This window comes from Cohaesibacter gelatinilyticus (genome assembly GCF_900215605.1).
Lineage (GTDB): Bacteria > Pseudomonadota > Alphaproteobacteria > Rhizobiales > Cohaesibacteraceae > Cohaesibacter > Cohaesibacter gelatinilyticus.
Window position 1 is genome coordinate 1050853 of record NZ_OBEL01000001.1, and the last position, 14101, is coordinate 1064953.

Genomic DNA, 14101 nt, shown 5'->3' on the forward strand with positions numbered 1-14101 from the left:
GAAAATAAATCCAACTGGAATTGATAAGTCCGGGTGAGAGGAGGGGCACCAGGCCCCGCCCGCTATGACATGTTTTTGACCATTTCCATGCTGGCCGAAGACGCGAACAGTGCTTCGTAATCCGGCAAGTCACCCATTGCGGCCCGGTTCAACCGGTCTTGCAGCAAGATCCAGCCATAGGTGCCGATGCTGTCCATCAGGCGTACGTTACGGTTGGACAAGGCTGTCTTATAGTCTCTCATCCGTTTGTCAGAGACCATCACGGCCAGCTGCTCATCGTTGTAATTGGCAAGCGCATTGCGAGCAATCGCTGCCAGTTTGACCATGAGACCGAAGTCCTCGGTCAAGATCAGTTTGCGAACGCCGCCATTCAGTTCGTATTCAGAGATATCCTCTTTGCCGCGATATCGTGCTTTCACCACCTGCTGCGCTGCATTGACAACTGCGAAGTTGTTGATCAGCTCATGCATCAGGCTGCTATCCACTTCACCATAGCCCGGGATGGCACCACCAGCGATAATCTTGCCATCGCGATAAGCCACTTTGAACTTGCGGATCTGGTAGGACACCAGAGCCTGGGCCAGCTCTTCTACCAGCTCCTTACGAGGAGCGGCCTTCAGAATGGCCTCATAGTTCTGATAAGTTTCCAGAGCCAGCGGTGTTGCAAAGCGGAAGTTGGAAACCTCGGTCTCCCAGTTTTCCAGTATGAAACGCGCCTTGGCAGAGTTGGTGAACTTGATATGACGTTCAAGCAAAGCTTTCACTGCCAGACGGTGGATCGCAGCGCGATCATTGTCTGTATCCAGCTTGTGCAGCTTCACGGAATCGTCGGAATAGAGCTTTTCGAGCTGATCATATGGATCATACTGGTAAGCCACACCGCCGGACATGCCGTTACAGAAGCCTTTGCCGAAGCCACCAAGGTTCATCACTGCACCATTGGTCATATATTCGCAGCAGAAATCGCCAACGCCTTCGACGACAGCTGTCGCACCGGAGTTGCGCACTGCAAAGCGGTCACCCGCGCCGCCTTCTACGAAGAGAGCAGAACCGGTTGCACCAAACAGGGCGAAGTTACCGATCAGGTAGTTCTCTTTCTCGCCACCACCTGGAGACAGGATGGCAATGTTACCGCCAGAAGCGCCCTTGCCAACACCATCGTTACAGGTGCCGGTATGATGGAAGACCATGCCGGAGTTGCAGAAGGCAGCGAAAGACTGGCCAGCAGAGCCATGCGTATGGATATGCAGCATTTCCGGCTTGATCAGGGTGCGACCACGATCATCGGTATAGACAATCGGCATGGTGCTGAGATGCTTGTCGGACAGCTCATGCTGCAACATACGCTCGATGTCGATGGCAAACTGGCCACCGACAGTTTTGTTGCGGTTATCCAGCTTGCGCTTGACCACCAGCTTGACGCGAGCCTGATGCTGCTGAACAGCCTTGTTCTTGAACTCCTTGATGAGCTTGTCATCAATATCGAAGTTGGCGTCCAGATATACCGGTTCCTTGATGATGACTTCCGGCACCACGGTGAGCATGTTGCGAAGATCCATCTGACCGATTGCGCGCTCATGCTTGACCAGATGCAGATAATCCGCACGGCCACGTGCTTCACGCAGAGATGAGAAACCAAGATCAGCCAAAATTTCACGGGTCTCGTGAGCAATATTCATCAGATATTGCGCCAGCGCGCGTGGATCGCCTTCAAAGGTCTCGGCATTGGTTGTCAGGCCTGCAGGACATTTGATGTTGCAATTCTTGGCCATCACGCATTTCAGCATCATCAGGGCGGTTGTACCGAATTCGAAGCTGTCGCCACCAAGCAGGCAGGATTTGACAACATCGGATGCAGTCTGATGCGCACCAGAACAACGCAAGATCACTTTCTCGCGCAGACCATTGGCACAAAGTGCTTGATGAACCTCAGCAAGGCCAATCTCAGCCGCACGACCGGTATTCTTCAAAGACGTCACCGCTGCAGCACCCGTACCGCCGGTGTTACCAGCCACGTTGATGACATCAGCACCAGCCTTGGCTACGCCGACTGCAATCGTTCCGATACCCTCAGAGGATACCAGTTTGACGATCACGCGAACACGGGCAGCTTTTGCATCATGGATCAGCTGAGCCAGATCCTCGATGGAATAGGTATCGTGATGCGGAGGAGGAGAAATCAGTTCAACACCAGGCGTACCGCCACGGGCTGCAGCAATCTCAACCGTTACCTTCGGTGCTGGGAGCTGGCCGCCTTCACCGGGCTTTGCACCCTGGGCAATCTTGATTTCCAGCTCTTCCAGCGTCGGGTCAGCGAGATAACCGGTCCAGACACCAAAACGACCAGACGCCAGCTGCTTGATACGGCTGGAGCGAATGGTGCCATAGCGGGTGAAATGCTCACCACCTTCACCAGAGTTGGAGAAGCCACCAGCCATATTGGTGCCATGTGCCACAGCTTCGTGAGCAGGGGTCACCAACGCACCATGGGACATCGCGCCGGACGCAAGCGTTGCGGTAATCTCGTGGGCTGGCTGGACGTCATCCAGTTCGATCTTTGGATTGCAGGCCTTGATATTGGAGAAGTAGAAGAGGGCTTGGCCCTGTGCCTCCAGCGCAATCTCATTGCCATGGGTCTCCAAATGGAGAAGATCGTCACCAAACTTTTCTTTCAGGGCAACGGACAGGGCGACCACACGTTCCGGCTTGCCACAATCAACCAAGGTCAGCGTGAAGGCGGCATCGCCTTTGGCAACAACATCCAGACCACGAACAACAAAGCAATTGTTGCCGACCAGATCATGCCAGAACAGCTCGGTTGCAAACTCTTCTGAGCTACGAGCCCAATTCACATCTGCCGGGAAAGAGAGTACATCGCGCAGAGCCGCGGGGCGCTTCTCACGCTCCAGTGCCAGATCGTGAGAGAATTCACGATATTGACGAGTGATCTTGAAGGCATCGATCTCTTCGGGCTTGCGGCGAGCAAAGCTGGTGTGACGATAGGCTTCAGCTCCTTTGCCATAAGCATCATTGAGCTTGGAGACTGGTAGAAGACGCAAATCGTCATCATTGGCGTCCCCTTTTTCAGGTGCACCTTCACCAGACTGAATGCCTTCTTCGGTCATTTCCACGAAGCCACGAACAGCGGTGGTACCATAAGAGTGACCAGCACCTTCCGAACGCTCCTTGAAGAGGCCAAGAAGAGGAATGTCGCCATCCGCTTTGATCTCACAAGCGCGGATATGCCAAGCATTAACGCTGTCGGCAATAGCTGCGAAGTCTACACCGCCAACGGTATTTTTCATGTTCGGGAAGTATCGGGCCAGAACTTCATTGTCCGTATCGAGGAAGTTTGGTTCGAAGAATTCACCGCCGATATAGCTCTCCGCAGTACAAAGGCCGACCTTACCCATGGTTTTCATCAGTGATTTGTCAGCAGCTTTGTTATAGCGTTTGATACAGGCCTTGATCTCGTCTGCATCACCTTTGGCCATATCCTCGGCACGGGCAACCACACTAAGCGGCATCACGGCAGCTGCGCCAAAGCCAAGTGCGGTAGCAACCTGGTGGGAAGATGCGATCTGACCACTTTCAGCGATCAGGGAGGCGCGGAAACGCAGCCCTTGCTCAATAAGGCGTTGGTTGGCGGCGGAAATGGCCATCACAAGGGGGATAGCAGCATTCTGCTGGCTGACCATGGCGTCAGAAAGGATGATGATGCCGCCTTTTTCACGGGCAGCAGCTTCAACTTTGTCGCAAACAGCATCAATTGCAGCAACCAGATCAGCCTGCTGTTTGGCATTGTCGCCGTCATGATCAATGGCGTAGATAGTCTCGATATTGGTAACCGGAACATTGCCCTGATTGCGCAGAGCTGCCAGTTCCCAAGGTGCAAGAATTGGACTTTCAATAACGATCTGTTTGGTTTCATCTTCATTGAAATGAGGCTTGGCTCCCAGTGCGACACGAAGCGTCATGCCATCGGCTTCACGCAAGCTGTCCAATGGCGGGTTGGTCACCTGAGCAAAACGCTGGGAGAAATATTTCGCCATGCCGCCTTCCTGATCGGTCAGCGCGTTAATGGCAACACCATAACCCATGGCAGAAATTTTCTCCGAACCCTTCTGCATCATGGGATCCATCAGGAACTTGAAGCTTTCCTGATTCAGGCCATAGGCAACAGCACGCTGTGGCTCGGAGAAATCGGGTGCCAGATCAGCGCTATCGGCGCTAGCTGGCAGATCGCCCATATTGATACGGGCTTTTTCCAGCAGGCTGCGATAGTCGCGCTTGGATGCCAGCATCTCTAATGCTTCACTGGAGGTGTAGGACTGGCCGGTGCTATGATCGAAATACAGCATGCCACCGGCTTCAATGCGGCCACGACGCGTGATACTGTCTGCTGGGAAATCAATCTGGCCAGCCTCAGACATGACGCAAAGATATTCATCAGTTTCTACCGAACGAAGAGGACGCAGACCCAAACGGTCAAGGCGCGCTCCAACGACAGTACCGTTACCAAAAATAAGCGCAGCCGGGCCGTCATTCTTCTCTTCATAGAGAGAGAAATATTCCAGCATCACTTTGACGTCGTCAGAGAAGCGGGAGTCATTTTCCCAAGCCGGAGGCATCATTGCCACAACAGCGGTGATCAGATCCAGATCATCTTCGATCAGGCGGCGCTCCAGGGTCTGGTCGAGGCGGCAGGAATCGGACTGGCCAGGAGGAGAATAGATCTGGCTATTCTTCATCTGCGCAATCGCTGCCTCTGACAAGCGGTTTTTCTTATCCGTGTTCAGCTCACCATTATGTGCCATGATGCGGAAGGGCTGCGCCATGCTTGGATGAGGCTCGGTATTGGTCGAGAAACGCGTATGGAAGAACATGGAATGGATCTTGTGATCCTCATCCATCAGATCTTCAAAATATGGAATCACCTCATTGGAGTTCAGGCGGCCCTTATAAACTTGCGTATGCGCTGACAGAGACAGCGGATACAGGCCTTTGAGAGTTGGTTCCAGATAAGCCGTCTTCTCGATCGCCATCAGGGCATCGTGAATGGTCCGGTCAAACTCTTTTGCGCCCATGCTCTCAGGCTTGGCGAACACCACCTGATGGATGGTCTGCATATATTTCACGGCAGCTGGGCGGATGATGGCGTTGTTGACAGCAACATTGCGCACCAGAAGTACATTCAGATCCAGCCCTTCAAGGGAACCCTGAATAAGTGCGTCTGCTTCATCCCAGTAGGCTTTGTCATCTGGCAGGAAGAAGTTGCCAACGCCAAATGAGCCCAGTTCAAGGCTGTCATCACCGGTCAGTTTGCGGAAAAAGGAGAGAGAGAGGTCGATGTTGACGCCTGCGCCATCGCCAACCCCTTCGGAGCTCATGCCACCGCGATGGGGGATGGTGCAAAGGGCTTCATGACCTTTGACAAGAACATCATGCGTTTGCTCACCTGACTTGTAGGTCATGAAACCAACGCCACAACTGCTCTTCTCAAAATTCGGGTCATATAGGCCAAAATCTAGCTGTGTCTGATTCAAACCGAAGTCCTCACTCTTTTGGGGCGTCTATTCTTTTCTTGCTGCGTGGTCGACAGCAAGAAGGACGCGTCGTCATAAATTCACGAATACTGGCCGGCCAGGCCAGAGATTGGGAGAATGTGCTCGATTACGCGATTTGGCCTTATTGTGCCAAGAGCCTGACATCAGGCCAACTTCCGCAAAAGGTGGATGCGACTTGAGGCCGCGTATCCAATCTTCTCCCTGTCTTGCTCTTTCATCTCGTTGTCGATCTGGCTGCATCAGTACAGGATGCGCTCAAGTGACGGGTCGAAATTGGAGTTTCGGCAAATTGCCGAATAACTCACCAGTGCAGGACAAATGCTGGGTATTATTTCACTGCCGTCTCGTCAAGTAAGTCCAAATGAAAATAAGCCAAATGCGGCTAAATGCCCATATAAAACAAGGAAATCATGCGAATGTATGCAAGTGGTCGTGCACTAAGTACGAATGTTTCGCAGCTTTGCGTACAATTGTTTCAGGAATAATACAGCTGTTTCATTCAAGGATGATGCGTCATCATCTTTGGACTATTCCTTAGTCTTTGTTTTGCTGCCAGGGGTGCGGAATTTGGTGAGGAAATACCTCAAAATTCCAGATTTGAAGCGCAGGGTGTGCTGGCGAATCTGCTCAAGATTTGGAACCGCCTGCTTCAAATGTCTCCAAAAAGCCCTTGAGCAGAATATCAAGCTCTTGCTTCTCCTGATCGGATAGTCCTGAAACCAAGCGATGTTGATTGGATACATGGTCAGCAACAGCTCTGTCGATCAGTTCAAAGCCTTTGTCTGTCAAGGAAATCAGAAAACTGCGTTTGTCTTCCTCGCTTTGTTTTCTTTCAACCAGACCTGCCTTGACCAACTGATCGATCCGGTTGGTCATGGTGCCGGATGTCACCATGGCGGAAGCGATCAAATCACTGGGGGAAAGAGCATAGGGGATACCTGAACGCCGCAAGGTGGCCAATACATCAAAGCTGGCAGAGTTCAAGCCATATTGAGACCAGGACTCCTCCATCTCCCGCGTAAGATGAAGGGAAAGGCGTTTCAGGCGTCCAATCAATCCCATGGGGGCGACATCCAGGTCGGGGCGCTCGGAATTCCATTGAGCCGTAATTTTATCAACGTGATCCATGAAATGCAGTTTTAGGGAAAAGTATCTTGACGTCAAGATTTAAATATTTATCTTGATGTCAAGATACATTGAATTTTCGAACACAAGGAGCATGAGAATGCGCCAATCTGATCTGATTCTGACGGCACTTGCTCCGGCAATCTGGGGTAGTACCTATTATGTGACAACGCAGCATTTGCCCGATGGGTATCCAATAACCGTGGCGATGCTGCGCGCTCTGCCTGCTGGTTTGTTACTCTTGCTAATCGTCAAACAACTGCCAGCAAAAGAATGGTGGTGTAGGGTTTTCCTGCTCGGTGCGCTGAATTTTTCAATCTTTTGGGGGCTGTTATTTGTTGCTGCCTATCGGCTTCCCGGAGGGGTGGCGGCGACCGTCGGGGCAGTCCAGCCATTGATCGTGATTTTTCTTGCGCGATCGGTTCTTGGAACGCCGATATTATTTCTCTCCATTATTGCGGCAGTGACCGGTATGATTGGAGTAGCGCTGCTTGTGTTGGGGCCGAATGCTGAACTTGATAGTGTCGGAGTTCTTGCTGCGCTCGGCGGAGCAATCTCCATGGCGGCGGGAACGGTTCTGAGTAGGCATTGGCAACCGCCGATCTCGCCTTTGACCTTCACAGCATGGCAATTGACGGCAGGCGGTTTGCTGTTGCTGCCATTGGCTCTACTGATGGAGCCCACGCTTCCTGAATTAAATACAGAAAATGTTCTAGGCCTGACCTATCTCGGGTTGATCGGTGCTGCCTTCACTTACTTGCTTTGGTTTCGCGGCATTAGCCGAATTGAACCTTCGGTCATATCGACTTTGGGTTTTTTAAGTCCTCTGACGGCTCTGCTGTTGGGTTGGGGACTACTAGATCAGTCTCTGACACTCATACAAGCTGTGGGAGTTATCGCGGTCTTGGTCAGTGTTTGGCTAAGTCAATATGCAGCACGCCGTCCTACGAAAACTATCCCTGTAACCGAATGACTTTTGAAAAAAGGAATGAACGAGCATGAAGATTATCATCTTTGGGGCTAGAGGTGATGTTGGTCGCCGTCTTGTCAAGGAAGCTTTGATGCGTGGACATCAAGTGACTGCGGTGGTTAGGAATGAAAGTCAAATCAATGATATTCCTTCAAATACCAATAGTATCATTGGAAATGTTATAAGTGGAGAAAATATAGCTGATCTGATGCAAGGCCAAGATCTCGCTATCAGCGCCCTGCGTCCACCAGATGGACAGGAAGAGCTACTCGTGCCCCTGACGCAATCAATATTGAAAGGGGTAGAACAAGCAGCAATTAGAGCAATCATTGTCGGAGGAGCTGCAAGTCTGAAAGTGCCAAATGCCAATGGCCATACCGTACTGACCGCACCAAATTTCTTACCGGAGGCGGTGGTGCCCATTGCGACCGCATGTCAGGCTCAGTTTGAGCTGATGCAGGCGCAAGATGATGTTGATTGGACCTACCTCTGTCCTCCAGCCATGCTGACGCCCGGAGAGCGTAAAGATCACTATCGCATTGGCTCAGACACGTTGGTTGTCGATGAGGATGGTAACTCTGGCATTTCCATGGAAGACTTTGCTATTGCCATGCTCGATGAGGCAGAAAATCCCAAACATCGAAAGCAACGTTTCACGATCGGTTATTGACTTATTTCATTTGAAACAAAAACACCCCGAGACCATAGGTCCGGGGTGTCTGGATGCAAATCCTGCGAGCGCTAGAGTTAAGGCTATGCGGTAACCGAAGTGGCATCGCTATCTTGTGCCTCAATGACTTTGGGAGCGTTGGAGCGAACACGCACAAAACTTCCCGGAGCGTCTTCAATTGGTTTTAGTTTGCCATCACCAATTTTTCGGGCAGGGACCTTTTCATCTGAAATGTCTTCGATCCATTTGTGCCAGTCCGGCCACCAGGAACCGGGAGTTTCCCTGGCCGCTGCAGTCCAGCTTTCCAAATCACCTTCGGCCTTGCCGCCGCGCCAATACTGATATTTCTCTTTATCTGGTGGGTTCACAACGCCAGCAATGTGACCGGAGCCTGAGAGAACGAAATCAACCTTGCCGCCAAACATGGAAGAGCCTTTGAAAACAGATATTGCCGGGGCAATATGATCTTCCTTCGTCGCTAAATTATAGATCGGCACCTTCACTTTGCCGAGGTCAAGTTTTGTGCCGTCAATCTCCATTTTGCCCTGCGCCAGGTTATTCTCCAGATAGCAATTGCGCATATAGAAGACATGGTTGGCGGCTGGCATACGCGTGGAGTCTGAATTCCAGTAAAGCAGATCAAACGGGAAGGGCTCTTTCCCTTTCATGTAATTGTTGATCACATAAGGCCAGATCAGATCGTTGGAGCGCAGCATATTGAAGGCGTTCGCCATGGAGCGGCCTTCCAGATAGCCAAGCTCCTTGATGTGACCTTCCATCTCAGTCAATTGCTCTTCATCGACAAAAACCTTCAGATCGCCTGCATGGGTGAAGTCCACCTGCGTTGTAAATAGCGTTGTAGAAGCTACTTTATACTGACGTTTGGCTGCCATATAGGCAAGAGAGCTGGAGAGCAGGGTACCACCGACGCAATAACCAATCGTATGGGCTTTCTTCTCGCCCGTCGCTTTGGCGACGGCATCCAGGCCGAAGATCACACCTTCCTTGATATAGGCATCAAAGCCCTTGTCCCTCAGGCTGGCGTCCGGGTTCACCCAACTGATGACAAAGACGCTATGGCCCTGGTCAACGCACCATTTGATGAAGCTCTTCTTCTCATTCAAATCCAGAATGTAGAACTTGTTGATCCAGGGCGGCACGATAAGGAGTGGCGTTTTGTAAACTTCCTTGGTTGTCGCTTCATATTGGATGATCTGACAGACATCACTTTGCGCAATCACCTTGCCTGGTGTCACCGCAATATTCTTGCCGAGCTCAAATTCGCCATTGCTGGACTGCCGTATGATCAAATCCCCATCGCCGGCCGCGATATCTTCAGCCAGCATTTTCATGCCACGCACGAGATTTTCACCATCGTTGGCCATTGTTTCTTTAAGAAGCTCTGGATTGGTGACCAGATAGTTGGACGGGGCGAGGGCGTTGATCACCTGATCCATATAGAACTGCGCCTGATGACGTGTGTGATCATCCAGATCTTGGGCTTCATCGACCATTTCATGAGCCCATTTGGATGTGATCAGGTAGAATTGTTTTACGAAATCAAAGAATTGGTTGTTCTCCCACTCCGGATCTTGAAAGCGTTTGTCGCCTTTTTCCGGCGCTTCGATGATTTCCTGCTCTTCGCCCATCATCGTTTTGACGGATGCTCCCCACAAATCCATATAACGCCCCCAAAGGCGTGTCTGGGCATCCATGGCGCGCTGCGGGTCGGAAGTCCAATATTCACCCACCTTGCCAAGTGTTTTGACGATATGATTGATCTGCTCTGCTTGGGCAGAGCGTGACTCATTGTCTTTGGGGTTGAGATAGGCTGAGGCCGCTTTGCCTGCTTCCTCAACGACTCGGGCAAAGTTCATGGCAAATTTTTCAGGATCCTTGACCATATATTGTATGAGATTGATCTCGCTGCCTTGGTCCTGCTTGTCGTCTTTCTTGCTCATGCATCCCCCTCCCGTATCCAATTACGTCCGCTTGCACCTTCAGCATACCCGTCTTGAGCGCAATTAAGCCAGATCTGATATGTGAAGGGGTCTTGATTGTCACTTTTCCTATTAGGGACTTTTTGCAGCCTTGTGACAAGTTGCCCTCTATCCATTCCCATAAGTAATTAGACGAGGTTCGCAGATAATTGCGGAATTTGCATGTTTTGATGACGTAAAAGGAAAGAAAAAATCTACGCCTTAAGGCGAGGTTTTGGATTTTGCGAAGCAGCAATTCTGTGAAAAATACTTGTGCGTCGCAGCAATTGTGTATTGTCTTGATGGATCAGTTATATTGAATTGAAAAGAATACCTCGTCGGTCAAGATGATTCTTTTTCAAAGATCTGGAAGCCGATGTTTTTGTCTTTCGCGGGTTGATTTCTAAATAGGGCCAACCATTTATCTCTTCGAAAGAGATATATGCCATAATTTAACCAACGGCTTGGTCCAAAACACCAAGGCAAACGGGCATGCGAAAACACAGCGGGCGAAGGGGAAATCGCCTATGAGGCTGTAGGGCATTTCGAGTGGAGACTCTTACTATCGTGAAGATCACACAATCCATCGTGATTTTGACAACAATCCTGCTTGCAGGATGTTCTGGTTCGGGCTTGGGCGGGGCTGACGATGCAATCGACACCCAACCAATAGCATCTGTGCCAGCCACGACACAGCCAGCGCCAACCGGAGCAGCAAAGTCAGATAAAGCTGCAGCATCCACTCAAGCGGGGAAAAATTCCGAAGCTCTACCTGGTCAGAAATATATGTCCAATGGTGTAGTGCGGTCCTTGCGTGAATTGACCGCAGAGACACCAGAAACTTCTTACCCAACCATTCAGGATGCTCCTCCACAGAAACGCCGCCTTCTGACCGAAGAAGAGCGGGCAAGAATTGAAGCCGAACTCCGTGAGTTGGGCGAGTAGGCCGAGAGTAAAAGCTCTCAGATAATCCTTCCATTCGTTACAAATATTGCTCTGCTTTTGTCAGGTCTGTTGCCCAAAACAGTCTGCTTGCGCAATCAACGCAAAAAAGTGCAGCAAAAGCCAATTGTCTGATTGTCTCGATCAAGCTGGCTGTGTAAAACGGCCTTCGAGCAAAAGAGGCGCATTTATTCAGAATCAAGCTGCGCCATTCATCAACTCTAAAAATGCACTCGTGGAGTATGACAATGGATGATTTCCATAAGATCCGTCGCCTTCCCCCTTATGTTTTCGAGCCAGTCGATCGTTTGAAAGCAAAGGCGCGAGCGGCGGGCGCGGATATCATCGACTTGGGCATGGGCAACCCTGATCTGCCAACTCCAAAGCACATCGTCGACAAGCTCACCGAGACGGTGATGAACCCGCGCACACATCGCTATTCCACGTCTCGTGGCATTCCCGGCTTGCGCAAGGCTCAGGCTGCTTATTATGAGCGCCGCTTTGGTGTGAAACTGAACCCCGATACCGAGATTGTTGCAACCTTGGGCTCCAAGGAAGGCTTTGCCAATATGGCGCAGGCCATTACCAGCCCTGGCGATGTTGTGCTGGTGCCAAATCCGACCTATCCGATCCATTCCTTCGGTTTCATCATGTCTGGTGGCGTGGTGCGTTCCATGCCAGCTGCGCCGAATGATGAATTCTTCCGCTCTATTGATCGGGCCGTGCGTCACTCCATTCCAAAGCCAATCGCACTGATCGTGAACTATCCGTCCAATCCGACGGCTTATACGGTCGATCTGCATTTCTATAAGCAGGTCATCAAGATCGCCAAGGAACATGACATTATGGTCCTGTCGGATCTGGCTTATTCCGAAATTTATTTCGGCGACACACCGCCACCATCCATTCTGGAAGTGGATGGAGCAAAGGATATCGCGGTGGAATTTACCTCGTTGTCCAAGACCTTCTCCATGCCAGGTTGGCGCATGGGCTTTGCGGTTGGTAACGAGCGGATGATCAAGGCTCTGGCGCGTGTGAAATCCTATCTCGATTATGGTGCATTCACTCCAATTCAGGTGGCTGCAGCTGCTGCATTGAATGGTTCGGAAGATTGCATCGCCGAGGCGCGAGATATCTATAAGCAGCGCCGGGATGTGATGATTGAAAGCTTCGCTCGTGCTGGCTGGGAAATCCCGGTTCCAGATGCAACCATGTTCGCATGGGTGCCAATCCCTGAGCAATTCCGAGAGCGTGGTTCCCTTGAATTTGCCAAGGAATTGGTCGCCAATGCCAGCGTGGCTGTGGCCCCGGGTGTTGGCTTTGGTGAATATGGCGACGACTATGTGCGCCTTGCTTTCGTGGAAAACGAACAGCGCATCAGGCAGGCGGCAAGAAATATTCGCCGGTTCCTTGCCAGCGACTGAAAAAAAGTGCATGAAACCGCGTAATTGTTGGACGGATTAAGAAGACTGGATTTGCGATTTATGAGCAACCCCTTGAAACTGGGCCTTGCGGGCCTTGGAACGGTTGGCGTTTCTGTGGTGAAACGTCTTGCTCTGTTGGAAAACGAACTGGCCATGTCAGCGGGCCGCTCCATGCGAGTAACCGCAGTGACAGCCCGCTCGCGCGACAAGGACAGAGGGGTTGATCTGTCAAATTGCACCTGGTTTGACGATCCGGTTTCGCTGGCCACCAATGATGATATCGACGTCTATGTGGAATTGATGGGCGGAGACAGCGGCGCAGCAGAGGATTCCGTTCGCGCTGCACTCAAAGCTGGCAAGCATGTGGTCACCGCTAACAAGGCATTGCTCGCCAAACACGGTAATGAACTTGCCAAGCTAGCCGAAGAAAACGGCGTTCAGCTGAATTACGAAGCGGCCGTTGCCGGTGGTATCCCGATCATCAAAACCATGCGTGAAGGTATGGCGTCCAACGCCATCTCCCGTGTCTATGGGATCATGAACGGAACCTGCAACTACATCCTGACCCGGATGGAGCTGGAAGGCCTGTCCTTTGAAGAGTGCCTGCAAGACGCTCAGCGCCTTGGCTATGCCGAAGCTGATCCGACTTTTGACGTTGAGGGCAATGACACTGCTCATAAGTTGGCACTCTTGACCAGCCTGGCATTCGGTACTCAGATCGAAGCTGATAGCATTTTCCTCGAAGGCATTACCTCTCTGACCACTGACGATATCAAGGCAGCAGACGAGCTTGGTTTCCGCATCAAGCTTTTGGGTGTCGCACAGAAAACCGACACCGGCATCGAGCAGCGCGTACACCCAACCATGGTGCCGAAAAGCTCTGCTATCGCTCAGATTTCTGGCGTGACCAACGCTGTAGCTGTGGATGGTGATGCGGTAGGCTCCATTACCATGTCTGGCCCCGGCGCTGGTGGTGACGCGACGGCGTCTGCTGTTGTCGCCGATCTGGTCGATGTCGCGCGTGACTTCAAAATCTATCCGCTTGGCCGTCCGGCGGCAGAGCTGCAGCCATATGTTCGCGCCAAAATGCGGGCGCACGAGGGTGGCTATTATATTCGCCTTTCCGTGAATGATCGTCCGGGTGCCTTCGCTTCTATTGCGCAGCGCATGGCAGAGCATGACATTTCACTGGAAAGCATCGTTCAGCGTCGCAGCAATGGGTATTTCACCAATGCTCAGAGTGAAGCGAGCGAAGTTGTGAAACCTCAGGCTGTTGTTCTCATCACTTATGAGACAACGGAAGAGGCCGTACGCAAGGCTTTGCAACAAATTGAGGAGGATGGGCACATTTCTGCGCCTCCACAGATGATTCGAATTGAACGATTGTGATTTTCAGAATATAGAACACGCAAACAGAACACTGT

The 14101-nt window shown here is 51.4% G+C and carries 8 protein-coding genes; 5 read left to right on the forward strand and 3 right to left on the reverse strand.

What is annotated here, in order from left to right; translation table 11 throughout:
* Positions 1–62: 62 nt before the first annotated feature.
* Positions 63–5546, reverse strand: a complete 5484-nt coding sequence (locus CRO57_RS04740) for a glutamate synthase-related protein (RefSeq protein WP_170955950.1) — start codon at positions 5544–5546, stop codon at positions 63–65.
* A gap of 648 nt (positions 5547–6194) precedes the next feature.
* Positions 6195–6695 (reverse strand): MarR family winged helix-turn-helix transcriptional regulator, encoded by a 501-nt coding sequence (locus tag CRO57_RS04745; protein WP_097152210.1) that lies wholly within the window; start codon positions 6693–6695, stop codon positions 6195–6197.
* Positions 6696–6786: 91 nt separating this feature from the next.
* Here CRO57_RS04745 and CRO57_RS04750 point away from each other — a divergent pair, with 91 nt between their 5' ends.
* Together CRO57_RS04750 and CRO57_RS04755 are read left to right on the forward strand one after the other, a co-directional pair.
* Entirely contained in the window at positions 6787–7665 is an 879-nt protein-coding gene (locus tag CRO57_RS04750) for an EamA family transporter (RefSeq protein WP_097152211.1), read from the forward strand.
* Positions 7666–7690: 25 nt separating this feature from the next.
* Entirely contained in the window at positions 7691–8332 is a 642-nt protein-coding gene (locus CRO57_RS04755) for an NAD(P)-dependent oxidoreductase (RefSeq protein ID WP_097152212.1), read from the forward strand.
* Between the two features lie 83 nt (positions 8333–8415).
* On the opposite strand, the gene phaC is transcribed toward CRO57_RS04755, so the two are convergent.
* A complete protein-coding gene (gene phaC, locus CRO57_RS04760) occupies positions 8416–10293 on the reverse strand; it encodes a class I poly(R)-hydroxyalkanoic acid synthase (protein ID WP_097152213.1) in 1878 nt (625 codons plus the stop codon).
* Positions 10294–10860: 567 nt separating this feature from the next.
* On the opposite strand from phaC, the gene CRO57_RS04765 reads away from it, so the two are divergent.
* The 3 genes from CRO57_RS04765 (at position 10861) to CRO57_RS04775 (ending at position 14066) form a co-directional block, all read left to right on the forward strand.
* Positions 10861–11256, forward strand: coding sequence for a hypothetical protein (locus tag CRO57_RS04765; RefSeq protein ID WP_141401182.1), 396 nt, complete (start codon positions 10861–10863; stop codon positions 11254–11256).
* A 245-nt stretch (positions 11257–11501) separates the two neighbouring features.
* Entirely contained in the window at positions 11502–12677 is a 1176-nt protein-coding gene (locus CRO57_RS04770) for an LL-diaminopimelate aminotransferase (protein WP_097152215.1), read from the forward strand.
* Positions 12678–12737: 60 nt separating this feature from the next.
* Positions 12738–14066, forward strand: a complete 1329-nt coding sequence (locus CRO57_RS04775) for a homoserine dehydrogenase (protein WP_097152216.1) — start codon at positions 12738–12740, stop codon at positions 14064–14066.
* Positions 14067–14101: the final 35 nt, after the last annotated feature.